The sequence below is a fragment of the Bacillus sp. ISL-7 genome (assembly GCF_018613065.1).
In genome coordinates this window covers 92446-112307 of sequence record NZ_JAGGQW010000021.1, presented here as the reverse complement: position 1 = coordinate 112307, position 19862 = coordinate 92446, and the positions used below count along the sequence as shown (strand labels likewise).

The 19862-nt window shown below is 37.4% G+C and carries 24 protein-coding genes; 2 read left to right on the top strand and 22 right to left on the bottom strand.

The genetic code is table 11. The features are described from left to right. Positions 1-12: 12 nt before the first annotated feature. On the top strand, positions 13-255 hold the full coding sequence (locus J7E66_RS06260; protein ID WP_214998512.1) for a DUF2626 domain-containing protein: 243 nt from the start codon (positions 13-15) through the stop codon (positions 253-255). A 43-nt stretch (positions 256-298) separates the two neighbouring features. Here J7E66_RS06260 and J7E66_RS06255 read toward each other — a convergent pair whose 3' ends face one another. Beyond that, positions 299-1387: a class I SAM-dependent methyltransferase gene (locus tag J7E66_RS06255; protein WP_214998511.1), complete on the bottom strand. Its 1089-nt coding sequence runs from the start codon at positions 1385-1387 to the stop codon at positions 299-301. Positions 1388-1553: 166 nt separating this feature from the next. Then, positions 1554-2189, bottom strand: a complete 636-nt coding sequence (locus J7E66_RS06250; protein WP_214998510.1) for an MBL fold metallo-hydrolase — start codon at positions 2187-2189, stop codon at positions 1554-1556. A 214-nt stretch (positions 2190-2403) separates the two neighbouring features. Between J7E66_RS06250 and J7E66_RS06245 the strand changes: the two genes are divergently transcribed. After that, on the top strand, positions 2404-2580 hold the full coding sequence (locus J7E66_RS06245) for a DUF2759 domain-containing protein (protein WP_088088972.1): 177 nt from the start codon (positions 2404-2406) through the stop codon (positions 2578-2580). A 36-nt stretch (positions 2581-2616) separates the two neighbouring features. Here J7E66_RS06245 and J7E66_RS06240 read toward each other — a convergent pair whose 3' ends face one another. The 20 genes from J7E66_RS06240 to J7E66_RS06145 all read right to left on the bottom strand — a co-directional run bounded on the left by J7E66_RS06240 (position 2617) and on the right by J7E66_RS06145 (position 19836). Beyond that, complete coding sequence (locus J7E66_RS06240) at positions 2617-2934, bottom strand: MTH1187 family thiamine-binding protein (RefSeq protein WP_088088973.1); 318 nt, start codon at positions 2932-2934, stop codon at positions 2617-2619. An 86-nt stretch (positions 2935-3020) separates the two neighbouring features. Next, positions 3021-4178 carry a YqgU-like beta propeller domain-containing protein gene (locus J7E66_RS06235; protein WP_214998509.1) on the bottom strand — a complete coding sequence of 386 codons (1158 nt, stop codon included), beginning with the start codon at positions 4176-4178 and terminating at the stop codon, positions 3021-3023. Positions 4179-4287: 109 nt separating this feature from the next. Further along, complete coding sequence (locus tag J7E66_RS06230; protein WP_214998508.1) at positions 4288-5259, bottom strand: ROK family glucokinase; 972 nt, start codon at positions 5257-5259, stop codon at positions 4288-4290. 5 nt (positions 5260-5264) lie between these two features. Further along, positions 5265-5477: a YqgQ family protein gene (locus J7E66_RS06225; RefSeq protein ID WP_088088976.1), complete on the bottom strand. Its 213-nt coding sequence runs from the start codon at positions 5475-5477 to the stop codon at positions 5265-5267. A gap of 77 nt (positions 5478-5554) precedes the next feature. Further along, entirely contained in the window at positions 5555-6799 is a 1245-nt protein-coding gene (locus J7E66_RS06220; protein WP_214998507.1) for a rhomboid family intramembrane serine protease, read from the bottom strand. A gap of 163 nt (positions 6800-6962) precedes the next feature. Next, positions 6963-7157 (bottom strand): hypothetical protein, encoded by a 195-nt coding sequence (locus tag J7E66_RS06215; protein ID WP_088088978.1) that lies wholly within the window; start codon positions 7155-7157, stop codon positions 6963-6965. A 93-nt stretch (positions 7158-7250) separates the two neighbouring features. Further along, positions 7251-8204: an L-lactate dehydrogenase gene (locus J7E66_RS06210; RefSeq protein ID WP_214998506.1), complete on the bottom strand. Its 954-nt coding sequence runs from the start codon at positions 8202-8204 to the stop codon at positions 7251-7253. 57 nt (positions 8205-8261) lie between these two features. Next, entirely contained in the window at positions 8262-9050 is a 789-nt protein-coding gene (locus tag J7E66_RS06205; protein WP_214998505.1) for a DUF92 domain-containing protein, read from the bottom strand. Further along, on the bottom strand, positions 9047-9613 hold the full coding sequence (locus J7E66_RS06200) for a 5-formyltetrahydrofolate cyclo-ligase (RefSeq protein WP_214998504.1): 567 nt from the start codon (positions 9611-9613) through the stop codon (positions 9047-9049). The genes J7E66_RS06205 and J7E66_RS06200 overlap by 4 nt, the downstream gene beginning before the upstream one ends. A gap of 56 nt (positions 9614-9669) precedes the next feature. Next, positions 9670-9819 carry a 50S ribosomal protein L33 gene (gene rpmG / locus J7E66_RS06195; protein WP_066064234.1) on the bottom strand — a complete coding sequence of 50 codons (150 nt, stop codon included), beginning with the start codon at positions 9817-9819 and terminating at the stop codon, positions 9670-9672. Positions 9820-9929: 110 nt separating this feature from the next. After that, the gene (locus J7E66_RS06190; protein ID WP_214998503.1) at positions 9930-10094 is read right to left on the bottom strand and encodes a hypothetical protein; all 165 of its coding nucleotides are present in this window, start codon (positions 10092-10094) and stop codon (positions 9930-9932) included. Positions 10095-10181: 87 nt separating this feature from the next. Next, the gene (locus J7E66_RS06185; protein ID WP_214998502.1) at positions 10182-11441 is read right to left on the bottom strand and encodes a glycosyltransferase family 4 protein; all 1260 of its coding nucleotides are present in this window, start codon (positions 11439-11441) and stop codon (positions 10182-10184) included. Next, the gene (locus tag J7E66_RS06180) at positions 11434-11985 is read right to left on the bottom strand and encodes a DUF4912 domain-containing protein (RefSeq protein WP_214998501.1); all 552 of its coding nucleotides are present in this window, start codon (positions 11983-11985) and stop codon (positions 11434-11436) included. Before J7E66_RS06180 ends, J7E66_RS06185 begins: the two co-directional genes overlap by 8 nt. 411 nt (positions 11986-12396) lie before the next feature. Then, the gene (gene phoU, locus J7E66_RS06175) at positions 12397-13056 is read right to left on the bottom strand and encodes a phosphate signaling complex protein PhoU (protein ID WP_214998500.1); all 660 of its coding nucleotides are present in this window, start codon (positions 13054-13056) and stop codon (positions 12397-12399) included. 13 nt (positions 13057-13069) lie between these two features. Further along, positions 13070-13843, bottom strand: coding sequence for a phosphate ABC transporter ATP-binding protein PstB (pstB, locus tag J7E66_RS06170; RefSeq protein WP_214713383.1), 774 nt, complete (start codon positions 13841-13843; stop codon positions 13070-13072). Positions 13844-13855: 12 nt separating this feature from the next. Further along, positions 13856-14677, bottom strand: coding sequence for a phosphate ABC transporter ATP-binding protein PstB (pstB, locus tag J7E66_RS06165; RefSeq protein WP_214998499.1), 822 nt, complete (start codon positions 14675-14677; stop codon positions 13856-13858). Between the two features lie 16 nt (positions 14678-14693). Further along, the gene (gene pstA / locus J7E66_RS06160; protein WP_214998498.1) at positions 14694-15581 is read right to left on the bottom strand and encodes a phosphate ABC transporter permease PstA; all 888 of its coding nucleotides are present in this window, start codon (positions 15579-15581) and stop codon (positions 14694-14696) included. Further along, positions 15581-16501: a phosphate ABC transporter permease subunit PstC gene (gene pstC, locus J7E66_RS06155; RefSeq protein ID WP_168245086.1), complete on the bottom strand. Its 921-nt coding sequence runs from the start codon at positions 16499-16501 to the stop codon at positions 15581-15583. The genes pstA and pstC overlap by 1 nt, the downstream gene beginning before the upstream one ends. 80 nt (positions 16502-16581) lie before the next feature. Next, complete coding sequence (locus J7E66_RS06150) at positions 16582-17496, bottom strand: phosphate ABC transporter substrate-binding protein (protein WP_214998497.1); 915 nt, start codon at positions 17494-17496, stop codon at positions 16582-16584. Positions 17497-17775: 279 nt separating this feature from the next. After that, a complete protein-coding gene (locus J7E66_RS06145; protein ID WP_214998553.1) occupies positions 17776-19836 on the bottom strand; it encodes a peptidoglycan D,D-transpeptidase FtsI family protein in 2061 nt (686 codons plus the stop codon). Between the last annotated feature and the right edge of the window lie 26 nt (positions 19837-19862).

Here is a 19862-nt window from a genome sequence, read left to right as displayed (position 1 = left end):
AGGGGGATACATATGGATCGCATGTTCAGAGTTTGTGGTTTCTGGACGGGCATTTTTACAGTTATGTTTTATCTAGGTGATATGGATAAAACGGCAATGCTATTCTTAGCCCAAACAGGTTTTTTCGTTCTGCTTAGCTATCTTAAATTATCCGAGCGCATGTATTTGTGGGTATTCGGAGCATATTTAACAGTTTTCTTCGCAGGTTTCACTTATTGGTCTACTTTCATGATGGTGCCTGGTGCAGGTCATTGAGAAACATTTAGAAAAAACGTCGGAATATTCCGGCGTTTTTTCTTTATTCTACGAAAACGTCATTTTCATTTAACTTAAACCCTTTTTGCTGGATAACCACATGAAAATAGGTGCTTATCCCGGATGGCATGATCAAACTACGAATCGCTCGATTCCGTTTGCTGACTTCTGAAAATGGATTGGGGTCATAATGGTTCGCTAATTCTTTTAGAATTCCGGACTTTAATAAAAATTCATCCTGTCTGAGTTTGGTAATTAATTCCAATTCTACCTGCTCACCCTTTTGAATGAGATAATCAAAATGAATATGCGTGGTAATATCCATTTCACCTGGGTGCTGCAAAATATCATCAATCATCTGATGCTGATAATACCCTCTTAGACTCCCCTTTGCCCTCCTTGGGTCCATCCACTCCTCAATTGTATAGCCATAATCAGCTGTCACAACCATTCCTTTTCTGAGGGACTGAGCAATTTCCCGTATCATCTTTTTCATTGCTAACGGGATCTCTATCCGCTGTTTTTCATTTAGTTTAAGCTTGCTTTCCTGTAAAAAAAACAGAATATCTGAATCCGTTAACAATACTTTTTGCTCATACAGTTCGTTCCTTCGAATCCCTATCATAACCTCAAAAAGCTGCCCATCGACTTTCTCGATCACACGAACTGGCAGGGCATCGAATAGTTCATTGGAATAAACCATTCCCTCAAAAGCCTCAACATTACTGATACTTTCCACTTGGACAACCGAAAAATTAGTTAGCAATTGCCTTTGCAGTTTCTGATGATAGGGACTGCTTTCTACAATTATATATTTTAATGGGGTTTTAATCGTTTCATGCCATTCCTGTAAAAATGCCTCCGCAAAACGTCCATTCCCAGCTCCAATTTCACAAAATACTGGAGCTAATTGTGTCCTTTCACATAAGTGAGAAAACCATTTTGCCATCATTCTTCCGTATATATCAGATATATTGCTTGTTGTTATGAAATCTCCTTGTCGGCCAATTTTCTGTTTATCTTTCATATAATAACCGAAATCAGGATGATATAAGGCTGCCCCCATGAAATCCGCATAGGTAATTAACTCATTGGGTGAATTTGAAATTAAACTCTTTAAAAATATATTCATATATGCTCCTTTTTAAATAAACACTATTGACACAGTGTAAACTTTATAATATTGTAAGGATAGTAGCTTAACTTTTATCCCCTCCCATATTAGAATATAATATCCCCCAGAAAAACCCTTCTCAAATTGGAGAAGGGTTTTTCTATTTTTGTCTTCTCTCTATCCTCTAAAATCCATTCAAGAACGGATTACTATCCATTTCATCAGCGATGGTTGTTACAGGGCCGTGGCCTGATAAGACATACGTTTCCTCAGGCAAAACAAGCAGCTTATCATGAATGCTTTTTAATAGCTGTGCCTCGTTTCCTCCTGGGAGGTCTGTACGGCCAATGCTGCCTTGAAACAGGGCATCACCTGAAAGAACAAACCCATCCTTTTTGAAGTAAAATGAGACACTTCCAGGTGAATGTCCTGGTGTATGAAAAATGTCAAACTCAAAACCACCTATTTTCATTTCTCCTTCATTTTTTAAAATAAAATCAGCTGGCTTTACTGTTATTGAATCCTGAATCATAAAAAATTGTGAACCATTTAATGAAGAGTCACCCAGCCATTTTTCCTCTTGTTTGTGAAGATAAACTGGAATTTTATAAAAATCCCTTACTTCATCAACACCCCCAATATGATCGAAGTGCGCATGGGTTAGAAAAATTGCGATAGGTTTTAATTTCCTATTGTTCAACAAATGAATGAGTTTTTTCCCTTCACTGCCTGGGTCAATAATTAAACACGAACGATCTGAATTTTCTACAATATAACAGTTAGTTTGAAGTGCCCCTAATGGGATTTGTTGCCATTTCATAAATTTAGTACCTCCAATTGAAATTGCGATATCATTATTTTACACTAAGTAAACAGTTGAGAGAAAGAATACTAATTCAATGATCTCTTATTTGCACTCGACAAATGAAAAAAAAAAATATAAAATAAGAGTCGAATGAATATAATATAGGTACATAATTTTCTTTGGAATGTTTGAGGCATTGCCTGCTTATGATGAAAAAGGGGGATTTACCATGGGTTTAGTGATTATTTTTGCTATCGTAACCATCCTTGCAGCTTTCGGTGGATTTTCATCACTAAAGAATAAAAATTTCTTAGGTGCATTTTGGGGTGTAGCGTCATTTGTGACTTTTGGTTGGTTTACAGTTATGACCATTGTTCATTCTGGTTTTCCAACAGGACATCACTAATAATCTTAAAAAGACTGCCATCAGGCAGTCTTTTTTCTATCCCTCGTTTAACAGTGTGGTTACCCGCTCTACTTTATATTCCATACTACGCTTAACATCCCTTCGGTCATCAATACGAATCGTTGTAGCGACCCGCTGGATTCCTTCAGAGAAGGGTACCTCATGCATTTCTTGAATTACTTCAAAAAGGATAGGTAATTCACCTTCAATTATGGTATTCATCGGTGTTAATTGGAAACGAATCTTCCCTTCTTCTTGATATTTCCTCAAAACTTTTTGAACACTTGCCACATATTTACTGACACTTGGTGTTTCCGTACCAATTGGAATGACTGCTACATCTACAATGGCCATGCACTATTACCTTCCTTTACTATATTTTCATCACAACGTGATTTTATCATATTGGGAGATTAAATAAAAAAATGACAACCATATTGTCATTCTTTTATCAGTTCATATATTTTCTTTGCCTTAATATCGATAATTTTTTCAAACTGATTCCCATACAAGAGTGCATCACCAGAAGGAGATAAATGAATGGGCTCATTTTCTAACCCATCCATGATTAAGCTGCTACTTCCGTTCTTAGGATTGTAAGCTAGGAGTTGGAAGCCCTCTGTATAGGAATCCGCTTCACCACTTGTGACAGGACTAAAAGTAAAAAATTGTCCCTTCTGCTCATTATAGTCATAGAACGGAATTAACCAATCTGAATAATTTGTAAGTTGTGGAATAGAAAACGTGAATAGCTTTTTCATTTCTTTGTCAAAAAATGAATAATTGGCCATCGATTGATCTTGTTCATTAACAGAGACAGTCACGAGCAAATCGCGAAATTCAGAAAAATCGATCACTGAAGAAAACAGTGTCTTTTCCATCCCATTTTCTAAACTTCTATCAATAAGTGGTGCAAATAGGGAAGGATTATTTTCATCCCAATTAATGAAGGCAACCTCATTCTCACCCTTCCATTTTATAAAGGGTTGGGGCAAGGTAAGTTCGGTAATGTTTGACTTATTTAGATCTAGTAATAATACTTGAAAGCTCCAATCCTCATTAAATTTCGTGACAAGAATCTCTGATTCCTTATAAGGATTCCACTCAAAAGCTAATTCATAGGAAGCAAAAGATTTTTTCAATTGTTCCTTCCCTTTTATATCTATAATTGTAACTACTCCTTCGTATGATGACGGCGAGGTATGAATTAACATTCTCTTTTTTGAAGGGCTAATTTGGACGTTGACTATGGGATATTCACTTTTATAAATTAGTTCACTTTTACCTGTTAAAAGATTGTACTGATAGACACTTGAAGTTTGTTCTAGATTTGTAATGTAGAGGACTTGGGTTCCAGAAAGCCAGCCGACGAATTTATAAAATTCACCTTCAGGGATGGAAATAGGTAATTTCCATTCGTTTCCTAGAGCAGTAGCAGGTGTTTTAGGCTTTTCACTTTTAGCGGTAACTTTTTGTTTCAACTGCTCTTTTTGAGCACATGCAGATAAAATGAGAATTAAAAAAATTAAACGGAGGATCAGAAAAATAGGATAATTTCTTTTTTGCCGGCTCAATTTATCAATATTTCCTCCTCTCATTTTCACTCTCATAGGTTAGTACGTTTTTTTGACAAAAATGTTTCAACTTTTTAGAAAATATTACTAAATAGGAAAAAAGCCGCATGACTGCGGATTTTCCCTTTGGAGATTATTGATTTAATTTATTCTTTATTAGCCATGCTGCACCAAGGACACCTGCATCATTTCCTAATGTCGCCAAAGCAAGTTTCGTGGAATCTCTTACGGATGAAAAAGCAAATTTTTCAAAATTATTTTTTACTGGATCAACTAATATATCGCCAGCTTTTGAAACACCGCCGCCAAGAACAATTTTTTCCGGATTTAGGGTGTTGGCAATACTAGCTAATACGAATCCTAAATGAAAGGAAAAATCATCCAATACTGATTGGGCCAATTCATCACTATTACGGGCTGCATCAAAGACATCTTTTGCTGTAATGCTGCCATTCTCAGCAATCTTTTCAGATAATTCACTTTTTAACCCCTTAGCTAGTTCAATCTGAGCTAATCGAACAATGCCTGTTGCAGAAGCGACCGTTTCCAAACAGCCTGTCTTCCCACAATTGCATGGTGCACCACCCGATGTGATGGCTGTAATATGACCTATTTCTCCCGCAGCACCATTAATGCCTTGAACAACTTTGCCGCCAACAATTACGCCGCCACCGACACCTGTTCCGAGTGTGATACAAACAAGGTCCTTCGCTCCAGCGCCCGCTCCCATCCACATCTCACCCAATGCCGCAGAGTTTGCGTCATTTTCAATCGCTGCTGGTAGGGAGGTCGCTGCTTCAAGATGGTCCTTTAGGGGATAGTTATCTGGCCAGCCTAAATTTACGACATTTAAAACAATTCCCTTTTCATAGTTAACTGGTCCAGGTGCCCCCATACCAATTCCTAGTAAATTACTTTTTAATTGATCATGTTCAGCAAGTTTTTCATCAATTGCCTTAGCAATATTACCAGTAATGTTTTGTCCTTCATTTGTGTTATCCGTTGGTATTTCCCATTTGTGAACGATTTCACCATCAGTTGTTACGAAGGCTAATTTAGTAGTTGTCCCACCGAGGTCAACACCCACAATCCATTTTCTTGACAATAGAATCACCTATCTTTTTTGACTTTTTCTTTTTGAAATTGTATCTCATGCCTCAAAATTAACAGAGCTGTTTGGAACTCCATTGGCTCTATCAGCTGTGATTGATATAGTTCCTTTAGCTCCATTTCCATTAATTCAAGGTCCGCGACTCTTTCACCAATATAAATAATGGTTCCAAAGCGCTTTAAAAATTGCTGAATATCATAAATAGTTTTCATTTATATCTCCTTGTATTTTAATTGAGAGAAACATATTAGTACAAGAAATTTTTTTTCAGAAATATAATTTGGTTATTCTATTCTCCTTCGTCAGAGGATTGAAGCTGGCGATTAATTTCTTGTAGAGAATTTTCATCATGTGATTTCCCTAAAGAGCTAAAACCATAAGATAAAGAACCATATAGCAGTGCGACAGACGCAATAAAAAACAACATTTGCAGCCATAGTTTGTTCTTCTTTGGAAAGTGGACAGTGCCAGCTGCTAGGAATCCCCCTGCCAACCCGCCTAGATGACCTGCATTATCAATTCCCGATGCAGAGAACCCAACCATAAGGTTGATTCCAAGAACGACAAGCAAATTCAATCCCATTGTTCGGAAAAATAACTTCGGATAAATAACTCCAAAATAAAGTAATGCACCAAAACAGCCAAAAATAGCACCGCTTGCCCCTGCTGATAAGTTAGCACTGAAGATGAAACTGGCAATAAAACCTGTAACTCCAGCAAACAAGTAAATCCAAAGAAAACGAAGATTGCCAAAAATTCTTTCCACTTCAGTTCCGAGAAAGTACAATGCCAGAGTGTTCATTGCCAGATGGATAAAACCAATATGAAGAAAAACGGGTGTAATAAATCTCCACCATTCTCCTTCCACGATTAATTGGTTGACCTTGGCCCCGTATTTAATCAAGGTAGAAGTATTGGTGCTTCCACCATGAAGCTGAAGCCAGAAAAAAACAGCAACCTGAATGGCAATGAAAACATACGTAAATATTGGTTTGCCGTTCAACAGAATTGCTCTTTCCGTCTTAACTTTCTTAATCGCATAATCCAATGCCGCTTTCTTAACGGACTCAACATCCTCTTCTAAGTGATCATCATTGATTGAAAAATGAAGTTCAGCCCCAAGCCTCTCTGAAATACGATGAAAACCTGCTTCGTATACCCCTTGTGCAAAAAGAATCGAGCTTACCATCGTTTTATTTCCTTCAGAATGGACAAAAGGTTTCGCGAGACGAAATTCATATTCATCAACTGGTGGGAATTGACTAACATAAATATTGACCACATTTAACTCATGTCGACCAATTTGCTTGCGGACTCTCTCTCCATTTGCTGCAGTAAACTCAATATCACGCTGCATAGCATTACTCCAATCCAAATTGTGGAGCAGCAGACGAATGATCGGTGCTTTTTTATTTTCTATTTTTTCTAGCCATAATTCTTTTTGATTTTCAAATAATTGAATAATACGGTAACCATGATCTGAAATAAATGAATACGCTAATTTCCAAAATATGTAACGTTCTCTATTATTCATTTCCCCCCTGCTTCCTATGTAAAAATAAACGGCCATATCAAGCTGCGATAACTCTTTTTCTTATATCTTTCATTATAAACGATTCTCGAGTAACAATAATCAATCAAGCTTTTTATTTTTATTAAGATACGTCTTCTCCATAAAAAAAAACCATCTGTGGTTTTCACCATTCAGATGGTCTTCCAAAAACCGATTGCATCATTTTTTGTTTTACACCTGGGAAGCTCATAACTGAGCCTACAGCAAGCCTGCGCATCCAACTAGACCCTAGTAGCACATTAATAAGACGGTATCTGTATCGGAAACCAAAATAACCAATAGAACCAATCATCAATATGGATGTTAACATACGAGACATTCTCATCCCTCCTACTAGTATTTTGCGATTATGACCATCATTTTATCCATAAAAAAAGGACTGAATTCAAGTATAAGAATTCAATCCTTTTGATTAATAGTTCTTAAAGACCGGTTCCATCGTTTGTTTTAATACATTCACAGAATTAACGAATTTCCCCTGCTCTTCGTCATTCAATTTAAGCTCCACAACTTGCCTAACTCCATCTCGATTAACTACAGCTGGTACACCTATATAGATATCATTCTGTCCATATTCCCCATCTAGATAGGCAGAAACAGTTAACACAGAATTTTCATTTTGAAGAATCGCTTTTGTCAATCTTACGAGACCCATAGCAATTCCATAATACGTTGCACCTTTTCTTTCAATGATATGGTAGGCAGCATCACGAACATTTATAAAAATTCGATCAAGGTCCGTTTGATTAAACCCTGTTTTGTTTTTTGACCACTCACTAATAGATGTACCAGCAATATCCGCATGACTCCATACGGGGAGTTCTGTATCACCATGCTCTCCAATAATATAGGCATGAACATTACGCGTATCTACATCAAAATAATCGCCAAGCAAAAAGCGGAAACGTGCTGTATCTAAAATTGTACCAGAACCAATTACCCGCTCTTTTGGCAGCCCTGAAAACTTCCAAACGGCATACGTTAATATATCGACCGGATTTGTAGCAACGAGGAAAATACCATCAAACCCACTTGCCATAATTTCTTCGACAATTCCCTTAAAGATCCTTGTATTTTTTTCAACTAAGTCAAGTCGTGTTTCCCCTGGCTTTTGGTTTGCACCCGCTGTGATAACAATTAGGTCTGCTTCACCACAATCCTGATAACTTCCGTACCAGATTTTCGTCCGGGATGGAGAAAATGGTAGGCAGTGATTCAAATCCATTGCGTCTCCTTCTGCCTTTTCCTTATTTAAATCAATCAAGATAAGCTCCTCTGTTATCCCTTGATTTAATAAGGCAAAAGCATAACTTGAACCCACAAATCCCGTTCCAATGAGAGCCACTCTATTCACGCGATTAAACATGACCATTCCTCCATGTAAAAGATATTGCTATATCAATATCATTCATCCCCAAAAAAATTAGTTATTCAAATAAATGATTCCTATCGCTGACATAGCAGCAACACAACCTGAAAGGAAATTCACCATATCATTATCTACAAAGACAGACCCTTTTATTCTATTTGCCGGCAAATCACAATGCCTCTTTTTTTCAGTCTCTATCCCGCATTTCACACAAACATATACCTGTTGGTAAAAGGCACCAATCAACGTATCAATAACATTTCCCAAAAAACCAAAAAGGAAAACAAGAGCTGTTAAGAAATAACTTAAATCAAAAAGCCAAAATCCTATGATTGAAATTAAGAAGGAACCTGCAAGGGATGCCAAGCTTCCCAATAAACTGATTGCTCCCGATGTCCCCTTTTCAACCCGTTTAAAGGAACGTATGTATAATGGTTCTTTTTTGCTTAAACTACCGATTTCCGAGGCCCAGGTATCAGAATTTGCACTAGCCAGACATACTATAAAGCCAACTAACCAGATCATATCATTGTTGAAATACTGAATGATACTGAAAAGCCCGGCCGCTCCTCCATTCGCAGCGACCTGACGCCAATCTCTTGTAGCCCCTTTTGCAAGCTTTTCTTCTATTATGCTCTTATCACTACTTTTGTATTTTGACCAAAAACTTGAAGAGGCAAAAAATACCCCAAGCAGGAAAAGACCATTTACATCGAAGCCTAAATACACTGCAAGTCCAACTAAAATGGCAGCAAAGGCCCCTGATCTAGTCAAGGATTTGGATTTATAACCTGCCGCACCTGTCAATAGAATTCCAACGAAAATCAAAATCGCTATGATCATTTTATTTTGATAACTCCATGGTTTGTAATAATTTGGGATACCGGTACATCATGCTCCTCAACAAGAAACTGTGGGACCAATTGATCAGTAAAGGCAAGTGAAATCGTCATACCGTGGTAATTTTGTAAATAACGATCATAATAGCCTCCACCAAAACCCAAACGGTACCCTTCTTTTGTATAGGCTAAACCTGGAACAATCATTAGGTCAATCCTATCTGCATCAACTTCCTTAGTTACTTCCTCAATCGGCTCAAATAGACCATAAAATACTGATTCCAGCTGAGAAAATTCATTTAAAGTTCTAAATGATAGCCGTCTTTCATTTGAATCACATTTTGGCACAACAACTTGTTTTCCTGATTCCCAGGCTTTGCGAATCAATTGATATGTATCCACTTCTGGTTGTTTTGAAACCGTTAATCCAATAACTTTTGCTTGTTTCCATGCTTCATCCTCATAAAGTGTACAAGCAATTTTATACGAATAATCTTCGTATTGAGGTTTTGTAAGCTTTGAAAGCGTTTCTCTCATTTGCTTACGAATAGAGTTTTTATTATTCATTTTAGTAAGCTCCTAACTTTTAGACAACAAAAAAAACAGCAGGAAGCCCCCACTGTTTATTTTGTTTCGCGATGTGCTGTTGAACGTTTTTCTCTTGGGCAATATTTCTTAAGCTCAAGACGATCTGGATTATTACGTTTATTTTTTGTTGAAATATAGTTACGATCTCCACACTCAGTGCAAGCCAATGTAATATTCACACGCATGTTTATTTCCCTCCAAACAATTAAGCATTTCTTTCATACGACTTTTCCATAATATCATTTTTTAAAAGGAAATGCTAGTATGTTTTTTTGTTAATAAACTTTCATTCATTTCAGTGAATTTTCTTTAAAAGTGCTTCCTCCATTGAAATCAATTCACTTTTGTTGGAACCTGTCATGGTCCATGTGTTCATTTTAGCAATTCCATGCGACTCTATCGTCATTTTCATTGCAAAAATACTGGCCGCTGGACCTTTGGCTATCGGAAGATAATTCAAGTTCCCCTTTTGAAGTGAACTCCAAATTTGATCTGTAAAAACCTTCTAGTTCGGCATGGCAGTATATTCTTTCATACCCACTTCATTTTATAAATTATATGGAGTTTCTTTTTGTGCATCAGTATGAACGCGTTTGTTCAATACAGTATCTTCCATTACCCTGCTTGTTTCGGATGCAATACGTTTCCATCCATACAGGCTTATTACAATTTGTCTTCCTTTTTTGCCAATTTCTTCTGCTTTAAGTGGATGATTTATTAGAAAGTCGATTTGTTCGAGCATGCTCTCTGCATCCCCAGGGGTCATTAGTAATCCTGTATGTAGATGCTTCACAATACCCTTCATCCCACCTGTTTTGGATACAATCGTTGGTTTACCTAAGATCATCGTTTCAAGTACCACTATTCCGAAAGGTTCATATAAACTAGGAATGACTGCTAGTTCACTTCCAGCAATGAGTGAATTCCTTTGCTCATCAGTAACATATCCCACAAATGTAATATGGCTTTCTAAATTCCGCACGTTAATTTGTCTTCGATACGTTTCGAGCATCGGTCCTTTTCCCGCTATCACAAAAAAGCAATCTATTTCCCTCTCTTTTGCGATCGAAGCTGCCTCTATTATGGTTTCAAATCCTTTTTCTTTTACGATCCTACCAATTGAAAAAATGTATTTCTGATCCTTAAGTTCCGGAAATATTTCCTCTGTATCTAGTTCATTCAAGACAGGTGCAATACCATTTGGAATAATGGCTATCTTTTCATTTTTCGCATTAAAGACGGAGTTGAGAACATCTTTCATGTAATCGCTGCAAACAATAATTTGATCGGATTCGCCAATTAATTGCTGTTCCTTTTTATGAATAAACTGTTGCATTTGAGTATGAATACCGTTGTTCCTTCCATACTCTGTCGCATGAATGGTCGCTAGTAGTGGAATTTTCAGTGATTCTTTCAATACAATCGAGGCTGAACCAACAAGCCAATCATGTGCATGGATGATATCAAAATGGATTTCCTCGGCTAATTTTTCTGCCTTGAAAGCCATAGCTAAATTAAGTCCACCTATCCACGAAAGAAAATTATCATCGTATTGGTTTATTGGTTTGACGCGATGAACATTTACGCCATCCATATTTTCAAATGATGGAAGATTACCATTTAACGCCGTTAAAACATGAACTTCATGTCCTTTTTCTGCCAAATGATCGGATAATCCAAATACATGCCTTGAAAGACCGCCAACAATATTAGGAGGATATTCCCAGCAAAGCATCAGTATTTTTAATGTCCGATAATTGGATGGGGTTTTATGCAAATCATCGTGTTGGGAGAATATATTATCCATTAATATTCTCCATGTTTTTTGATTCCACGTAATAACTATACGTACTAACATGATCAATCCACTTTGGCGGCTGCTCTTCATGTTGTTTAAGTTGGATTAGATCATGATTCATCTCATTTCCATTCGGTATTCCCATCATCGGAGTTTGAATGGAATTGGAACGGAATAGGGGGAAAAATTCCTGATTGGAAATAGTAATCCCTAATTCTGCTATATAGCTGCGATTTGCAACCAATCCTTTTATGAACCAATGTCCTTTCTTATAAGGAACCGCGATCTCAAAAAAATGGTGAGCATTTTTTCCGGTAAAAACCAAATCAGTGACATCATAGATCCGAACAACAGGGATAAGACTCTCAAAGCTAAGATTAAAAAATAGTTCTATCATTTTTTTGGGTATATCGGAAACTTCCCAGTAGAGAAGCAATTTGCGGGGGGTAACAAGCTTTGCGGCCAACTCACCTTTAATTGGAATAAAATCTGTAGATGGATTGTTAGTTTTATTTCTTCCATCTCCTTTTAGGTTACTAATCTCATTAATCATGTCTTCCTCCATTTCTGCAAACAATCAATATATGCACCAAATTCCAAATTATGCTTAATACATGATAATTTAATCGTACCACCAGATTCAACCGCGCACAATAAACGCAAATTGTCGTTTCTTGAAAGACTTTAGTATTAAATGCCAATCCGTTTCCCTTGTAAAATAAGGATGTGATAAAGGTCATTGTTGATATTACAGCCAAGTTGATTGGAGCGGAAGGCGCGAAGACTCCTGCGGGAGGACGGGGCAGGGGAGACCCCGCAGGGGCGCTTAGCGCCGAGGAGGCTCCCCTGACCGCCCGCGAACCGCACGCGCCTGGAGCGTAAATCAACATCTAAGATTAACAGAGCCTAAAATAAAAAAAGATAAGGCATAAAAATCCTTATCTTTAATAAACACTATTTATCATTAGGCATTTAAATTAACACGGTTACCTGTCACAAGGTAAATGACTTGCTCTGCGATATTGGTTGAATGGTCTGCGATTCTTTCAATAAATCTACATACAAACGCTAATTGAATAATTTGATTCGTAGAGTTTGGATTTTGTGGGATATAGCTCAATAATTCTTGGATTAAGCTTCCAAACATTTTGTCCACTGCATCATCTTTTTCCGCGCACTTTTTTGCCAATGTAACATCTTCTGAATAATAGGCTTTTATGGAATCAGAAACCATCTCTAAGGCCATCTCCATCATTTTTGGTATATCTATTATTTCTTTAAAATGCTCTTCCTTGCCAATATGGATGGTCGATTTTGCTATATTTACTGCTATATCTGCAAAACGTTCAACCTCAGACGAAACCTTTAATGCCACATTAATTTTCCTAAGATCGGTGGCTACTGGTGATTGTCTTGCAATTAATAATAATGCTTTATCATTAATTTCATATTCTAACTCATCGATTTCATTATCACCATCAATGACCTGCTTCGCCTTTTCCATATCCTGATTTATTAAGGCAATCATCGATTCTTGGATAGCGTGCTCCGATTTTTCAGCCATTTTTAATAGAAGATCTTTTAATTCTTTTAAATTATTATCAAAATTTGTCCTCGTACTCATAGTAGACACCTCATCATCCGAATCTTCCTGTAATATATCCTTCAGTCCGTGAGTCTTTTGGATTTGAAAAAATTGTCGAAGTTGAATCTAGCTCGATTAATTCACCCATTAAAAAGAAAGCTGTTTTGTCTGAAACCCTTGATGCCTGCTGCATGTTATGGGTAACAATAACAATCGTATATTTTTCTTTTAATTCTAGGATCATTTCCTCAATTTTTAACGTAGAAATTGGGTCTAATGCTGAAGTAGGTTCGTCCATTAACAACACTTCAGGTTTCGTTGCAAGTGCTCTTGCAATACATAGCCTTTGCTGTTGTCCCCCAGAAAGACCTAAAGCAGGAGCATTTAAACGATCCTTTACTTCCTCCCATAATGCTACATCCATCAGTGATTTAATGACAATCTCATCTAGATGCTTCTTTTTAGTGATACCATGGACTCTTGGGCCATAGGCAACATTATCAAAGATAGATTGTGGAAATGGATTTCCCTTCTGAAAAACCATTCCAACATGTTTTCGCAGTTCGACGAGATCCATTTTCTTGTCTAATATATTTTGCCCATTTAGATTAATTTCGCCCGTCATTTTTACATTTGGGACCATATTAATCATTAAGTTTAAAGTTTTGATAAATGTAGATTTTCCACAGCCCGAGGGACCGATGATAGCGGTAACCTCTTTTTTGTCAATTGGAAAGTTGATGTTTTTTAACGCATGATGCTCTCCATACCATAAATTCAGGTCTTTGACATCAAATACTTGTCTGGTTAATGTTGGTATTGCCACAACTTTTCCCCCTTATCCAAACCTACCTGAGATATATTCCTCTGTCTTTTTAACAGATGGATTGGTAAAGATTTTTTCCGTATGATCATATTCAATTATATCACCGCTCAAGAAGAAGGCTGTTTTATCAGAAATACGTGATGCCTGCTGCATATTATGGGTGACAATTATAATGGAATACTCTTTTTTCAACTCAACAATTAAATCCTCAACTTTAGCATTGGATATTGGGTCTAGTGCCGAGGATGGTTCATCAAGGAGCATGACTGTCGGTTTCATCGCAATCGTCCTTGCAATACAAAGTCGTTGCTGCTGCCCGCCAGAAAGTGACAAAGCCGATTTATGAAGCCTGTCCTTTACTTCCTCCCATAATGCTGCTTTTTTCAGACTCACTTCCACCATTTCATCAAGTTTGCTTTTCTTTTTGATTCCAGAAAATTTAAGGGCGTGTGTAATATTCTCATAAATTGATTTTGGAAATGGGTTGGGCTTTTGAAAAACCATGCCGATTTCCTTACGTAGTGCAACGACATTTATTTGTTCCGACAGAATATTGAGATCTTCATATATGATTTCTCCCTCCGCCCTTGCTCCAGGGATCAGGTCATTCATTCGATTAATACTTCTTAAAAAAGTGGATTTACCACAGCCTGAAGGGCCTATGAGTGCTGTAACGGAATTTTTTTCAATATCAAGTGAAATCCCATTGACAGCTCGTTTTTCTCCATAAAATATTTCTAGATTATTTACCTCTAAGATATGTTCCTTTTGCAACTGGCTGTTAGACTGAACAGCTTGATTTTCGGTCGATTCTTCTTTAAATGCTGTAACCATCCTATCTCCCCGCCCCTTATTTTGATGCTGTTACCTTTTTATGAATCATGCTTCCTATCCACCTAGCTAATAAGTTAAATACTAATACCGATATTACTAAAACAGCAGCTGAACCATTAGAAACCTCTTCCACATCTGGAATTAACCCTTGTGTATTTACAGACCAAATGTGAACTGCAAGCGTTTCTGCTGGACGAAATATATTCAACGGTGATTGAGGTGAAAATGGATTCCAGTTTGCGTAATCGAGTCTTGGTGTTGAAAGACCGGCTGTAAATAATAATGCAGCAGCTTCACCAAATACACGACCTGCAGCAAGAATCGCACCAGTTAATATCGTCGGAAAAGCACTTGGTAATAAAATGGTTTTTATCGTATGCCATTTGGTAATCCCTAAGGCAAGACTAGCCTCTTTCAAATCACTTGGGACGGCACGGATCGCATCTTCACTCACCCTTACAATTACAGGCAGGTTAAAAACCGTTAAGGCTAAGGCTCCTCCTAAAATAGTGTAGCCCCAGCCCGTTAAATTAACGAACATTAATAAACCAAACATCCCTATTACTATGGATGGTAAAGAGGCTAGAACTTCTATACAAGAACGGATAATGTCAGTAATTTTCCCTGGCTTTGCATACTCAGCCATATATATTCCTCCGCCGATACCTAGAGGAAGGGCAATTAACATCGTAATAAATAATATATAAAACGAATTGAACAATTGGTCACGAATTCCCCCGCCCGCACGGACATTGCTTGACGGAGTGGTTAAAAAGTCAAGAGAAATATGTTTAAGTCCATTTACCAAAATATAAGAAAATAAACCAACTAATATAGAAATGATTATGATTGCAATGGCTATAAATACTTCTGTGGCAATCCGATCTGCTGTTTTACTGTTCATCACATTTTCCTCCTTGACGAAAGGTAGCGAATGAGGAGAATAAACGCAAACGACATGATTAATAAAATTAAGCCCATTGACCAAAGAGTATTATTTTCTACACTACCGTAAGTTGTATGGCCCATGTTAAGAGTAATAATTGTCGTTAAGGTTGCTGATGCGTCTAATAAGCTTGTTGGTAAGTCTCTTACGTTACCGATCACCATCTGTACCGCAAGAGCTTCTCCAAATGCTCTTGCCATCCCAAGAACGATAGCAGTCAAGAGGGTAGGTAATGCAGCAGGTATTAAAACTTTTCTTATAGTTTGCCAGCGAGTAGCACCTAAAGCATACGAACCTTCACGAAGATTTTTAGGTAGTGAACTCATCGCATCGGTTGCAATTGTAGTTACTGTCGGCAAAATCATGATGGATAATACAATAGTACCTGAGAGTAAGCTAAAACCAAGTCCGCCCACATGTTCCCTGATAAATGGTACTAACACTGTAAGCCCGATGAAGCCATAAACTACAGATGGAATTCCGACCAAAAGCTCTATCACTGGCTGTAAAATTTTCCTTCCCCATGAGGGTGCAATTTCGGTCATAAAAATCGCTCCGCCAATACCTAATGGTGCTGCCACTATTGCTGCAAGAAAGGTTACCGCAAAGGAACCAAAAATAAACGGTAAAGCCCCATATTCAGGTTTCGCTTGATTTGTAGGATTCCAGTGGGTACTGGTTATGAACTCAATAAGACTTACACCATTTTTTATAAAAGATTGTAAACCCTTTGAACCAAGGAAAATAGTTATCGAGATGGTTGCTGAGATCATGATGACAGCACACAAAATCACGAGAATTTTCCCGCGCAATTCCCCATCGAGCCAATTTTTCTTAGATTTTAACAATCTATCTTTTGCAGGAACTAATTTTTCCATAATGCACCAAACACCCCTAAAATACGTCATAATAGGGTAAATGCAAACATGCATTTACCCTTTCATTATTCAACCTGTTTTTATAGGTTTTTTTGATTTCCTTTAGCATCGCGTTCAACTTTCATTTTTGTTACTGGTAGATATCCTTGTTCTTTTAATAGTGTGTTTTGGATATCGTCAGACATTAAATAGTCAAGGAACGCTTTAGCAAGATCTGTTGCTTCACCTTTTGTATAAGAGTGTTGGTATGCCCAAACTGGGAATTTACCAGATTGCACATTTTCTTCAGTTGGTTCTACTCCATCGATTGCAAGTGGAGTCACAGATTTGTCAGTGAAGTATGAGAATGCAAGGTAACCTACTGCACCATCAGTTTCATTGATAATCTTTTTAACGGTGTTTGAAGAATCTTCCGTAATCCCTTCAGCAGGTGTTGCTCCATCAAGGGCGAACTTATTGAATACTGCACGTGTACCTGAAGAGTCCGGACGGTTTACAAGAACAATCTTTTGATCTGCTCCGCCAAGTTCTTTCCAGTTCGTAATTTTTCCTGTGAAAACTTTAATTAAATCTTCTTTTTTAATATCTTTAATACCAACTTTAGGGTTAACTGCTGCTGTCATACCTACCACAGCTACTTTATGGTCAACAAGCTGATCAGCTGGAATACCTTCTTTTTCTTCAGCGAATACGTCTGAGTTACCAATCTGCACAGATCCTTCGGCAACTTGAGATAAGCCTGTACCAGATCCACCAGCGTTTACTTGAACATCAACATTTGGATTTTCTGCCATAAACTCTTCAGCAGCAGCGGCAACTAAAGGTTGCATTGCAGAGGAACCAGAAATGGTTAATGAGCCAGAAAGTTCTGTAGTTTTATTATCTTTATTAGCAGTTTCATCTTTTTTATCAGTAGAGGCTCCCCCACAAGCAGCAACAAATACCATTAATGCTGCTAGAGTAAGTAATAGGCCAAATTTCTTAAAGCTTTTCATTTGTTTAATTCCCCCTGTGAATTTGGTTTGTTAGTTATTTGTTCTGCCTTACATGTCTAAGAATAAAACTAAACTGTTAACCGAGTTTTAATTAAATGTAAAGGTTTTGTAAAGATATGTTGAGTTTGTGTAAATCGATAAAATTCTCTAGATATATATTGTCCATAAAAAATTTAATTGATGCAGAGTAGATGATCTTTAAATAATAAAAAACACCTGCCTCAAATTGAGACAGGTGTTTCAGTAATATTAATGATCAGCTTGCTTACTGGTTTTGGTTTATTCGTTATTTACTTCCTGTTGATCAGAGGTTGCATTTTTTTCTGTATTTTGACGTTCTTTCTTTAATTCAAAATAAGCATCCAATACTCTTTTGCCGATTTTGTTATTAACACTTGGTCCGCTATTTCCTTGATATGCCCACGGTACGACAACAGCCATGGCTACCTCGGGATCATCAGATGGCGCATAGCTCACGAGACTTAGGTTCATTACTTCTGTGCCACGCTTTGATTTATCAGATCCATCATAAAACGACTGTGCTGTTCCTGTTTTTCCTGCAGGGGAATAATCTGCACCCTTAAAGGAACTTACAGCTGTACCGTCACCCACCTGCATGACCATCCGAAAACCTTCTTGAACCCGATTAATCCAAGATTGCTTCATATCTAAACGATTTAATACTTTCGGCTGAATTTCCTCGACAATAGGACCCAATTCATTATTTTCCATTTCTGGTTCGCGAATTTCCTTAACCAAATGTGGCTGGATACGATTTCCACCATTTGCGATTGTGGAGACGTACTGCGCGAGTTGGATTGGTGTATACGTATCATACTGACCAATCGAAAGGAAAAGAAGTAAACCAGGAGTCCTTTCAGGACCTGGAAAGCCGCTCATTTCATTAGGTAAGTCAATCCCTGTACGCGTACCTAAACCAAACTGACTAAATGACTGCCGCATAGTATCAAAGGCAGAATAATCTAATGGCAGCGGTTGATTTGGTCTATACTGTCCACCAGCCATTGCTATAACGGTTTTCCACATATATACGTTTGAGGAAACCTGTAGTGCTCTTAAATCATTGATCCGGCCAAATGTCCTCCATGAAGACATGACAGGTGAGCTAGCAATTCTCAAAGGCTCATCGAGTTGTGTAGAACCTGGTTGAATTGCCCCTGTTTTATAACCAGTTAAAATTGTTGCCCCTTTTACCGCTGACCCAACGTTATACGAAGTGGTAATATTTCCTCCAGCAAAGTCATTCATGACTGTTTTTCCATTTTTATCTTTTCCAATTTGTTTTCCAGCAAGTGATAGGACTTCACCGGTATGTGGATCCATCAGAACGACGAAGGCACGATCTAGAAGGGAGGTATTTGGTTTTTGCTTTGCACTCCACATTTCTTCTTCGATGATATTTTCTACTTTCTTCTGAAGGTCCATATCAATGGTTAAAACGAGGTCCTTGCCCCTTTTCCCCTCCGAAACCACTTCTGTAGAAAGAATTTTTCCCGACTTATCTGTTACATTTTTGACTTTTGCCTTTTGACCATGGAGTACATCTTCGTATTGCAATTCAAGATAACTTTTTCCAACACGATCATTTCGGCTGTAATCACGGGCCATATACTTTTCTAATTGATCCTTCGGGATCCCCGCTTCGGAAGAAGTTACTCCACCTAATATTGATTTTAATGTGTCACCATAAATTCTCTTTCGTTCCCAATCTGTAGTTGTATCAACACCAGGTAAACTTTCTAAATTTTCACTAACAATGGCGAACTCTTTATCAGTAACATTAACTTTAACAATTTGTGGGGTTAAAGCATAACCACTATTAAATTGCCTGTAGATGGCAAGAGTTCTCAGTGTTTCACCTTTAATGCTGTTAATTTCTTTTTCAGTAATTCTATCTAATTGAAGTTTATATATTTGCTTATCGTCCAATTTTTTTTGTTCATATAATGCCCATTCTTTTTCGGTAACTTTTGCTTCGGCTTCTTTAGGATGTTTTAATATCCAAAAATCCTTTTTATCGCGAATCTGAACTTTTTTCGTATCAATATTGATTATTTTTGCTAATCGTTCTGCAGTTTGCAACATTTCCTTTTGATCCGTTTGTTGATATTTTGTATAAGTAATCGCGTTCAATGGTTTATTATCCATAATGATTTTCCCATTGCGGTCAAACATTTTCCCCCTGGGTACAGGATTATTAACAGTAATAGCTTCCGTCCGTTCAATTTCACGTTTAAAATCATCACCAAATACGATTTGCAATTCACCAAGTCTAAGTATAAGGATAGAAAATAGCAAAAACACGACAAAGAATAACATGTTTAAACGAAAGGGCACATGTTGCT

What these genes read in the sequence shown, in the direction of transcription:
- J7E66_RS06260 (WP_214998512.1), top strand. Translation starts at nt 13, where the DNA reads ATGGATCGCATGTTCAGAGTTTGTGGTTTCTGGACGGGCATTTTTACA.
- J7E66_RS06255 (WP_214998511.1), bottom strand. Translation starts at nt 1,387, where the DNA reads ATGAATATATTTTTAAAGAGTTTAATTTCAAATTCACCCAATGAGTTA.
- J7E66_RS06250 (WP_214998510.1), bottom strand. Translation starts at nt 2,189, where the DNA reads ATGAAATGGCAACAAATCCCATTAGGGGCACTTCAAACTAACTGTTAT.
- J7E66_RS06245 (WP_088088972.1), top strand. Translation starts at nt 2,404, where the DNA reads ATGGGTTTAGTGATTATTTTTGCTATCGTAACCATCCTTGCAGCTTTC.
- J7E66_RS06240 (WP_088088973.1), bottom strand. Translation starts at nt 2,934, where the DNA reads ATGGCCATTGTAGATGTAGCAGTCATTCCAATTGGTACGGAAACACCA.
- J7E66_RS06235 (WP_214998509.1), bottom strand. Translation starts at nt 4,178, where the DNA reads ATGAGAGGAGGAAATATTGATAAATTGAGCCGGCAAAAAAGAAATTAT.
- J7E66_RS06225 (WP_088088976.1), bottom strand. Translation starts at nt 5,477, where the DNA reads ATGAAAACTATTTATGATATTCAGCAATTTTTAAAGCGCTTTGGAACC.
- J7E66_RS06220 (WP_214998507.1), bottom strand. Translation starts at nt 6,799, where the DNA reads ATGAATAATAGAGAACGTTACATATTTTGGAAATTAGCGTATTCATTT.
- J7E66_RS06215 (WP_088088978.1), bottom strand. Translation starts at nt 7,157, where the DNA reads ATGTCTCGTATGTTAACATCCATATTGATGATTGGTTCTATTGGTTAT.
- J7E66_RS06210 (WP_214998506.1), bottom strand. Translation starts at nt 8,204, where the DNA reads ATGTTTAATCGCGTGAATAGAGTGGCTCTCATTGGAACGGGATTTGTG.
- J7E66_RS06205 (WP_214998505.1), bottom strand. Translation starts at nt 9,050, where the DNA reads ATGATCATAGCGATTTTGATTTTCGTTGGAATTCTATTGACAGGTGCG.
- J7E66_RS06200 (WP_214998504.1), bottom strand. Translation starts at nt 9,613, where the DNA reads ATGAATAATAAAAACTCTATTCGTAAGCAAATGAGAGAAACGCTTTCA.
- rpmG (WP_066064234.1), bottom strand. Translation starts at nt 9,819, where the DNA reads ATGCGTGTGAATATTACATTGGCTTGCACTGAGTGTGGAGATCGTAAC.
- J7E66_RS06185 (WP_214998502.1), bottom strand. Translation starts at nt 11,441, where the DNA reads ATGGATAATATATTCTCCCAACACGATGATTTGCATAAAACCCCATCC.
- J7E66_RS06180 (WP_214998501.1), bottom strand. Translation starts at nt 11,985, where the DNA reads ATGATTAATGAGATTAGTAACCTAAAAGGAGATGGAAGAAATAAAACT.
- phoU (WP_214998500.1), bottom strand. Translation starts at nt 13,056, where the DNA reads ATGAGTACGAGGACAAATTTTGATAATAATTTAAAAGAATTAAAAGAT.
- pstB (WP_214998499.1), bottom strand. Translation starts at nt 14,677, where the DNA reads ATGGTTACAGCATTTAAAGAAGAATCGACCGAAAATCAAGCTGTTCAG.
- pstA (WP_214998498.1), bottom strand. Translation starts at nt 15,581, where the DNA reads ATGAACAGTAAAACAGCAGATCGGATTGCCACAGAAGTATTTATAGCC.
- pstC (WP_168245086.1), bottom strand. Translation starts at nt 16,501, where the DNA reads ATGGAAAAATTAGTTCCTGCAAAAGATAGATTGTTAAAATCTAAGAAA.
- J7E66_RS06150 (WP_214998497.1), bottom strand. Translation starts at nt 17,496, where the DNA reads ATGAAAAGCTTTAAGAAATTTGGCCTATTACTTACTCTAGCAGCATTA.
- J7E66_RS06145 (WP_214998553.1), bottom strand. Translation starts at nt 19,836, where the DNA reads ATGTTATTCTTTGTCGTGTTTTTGCTATTTTCTATCCTTATACTTAGA.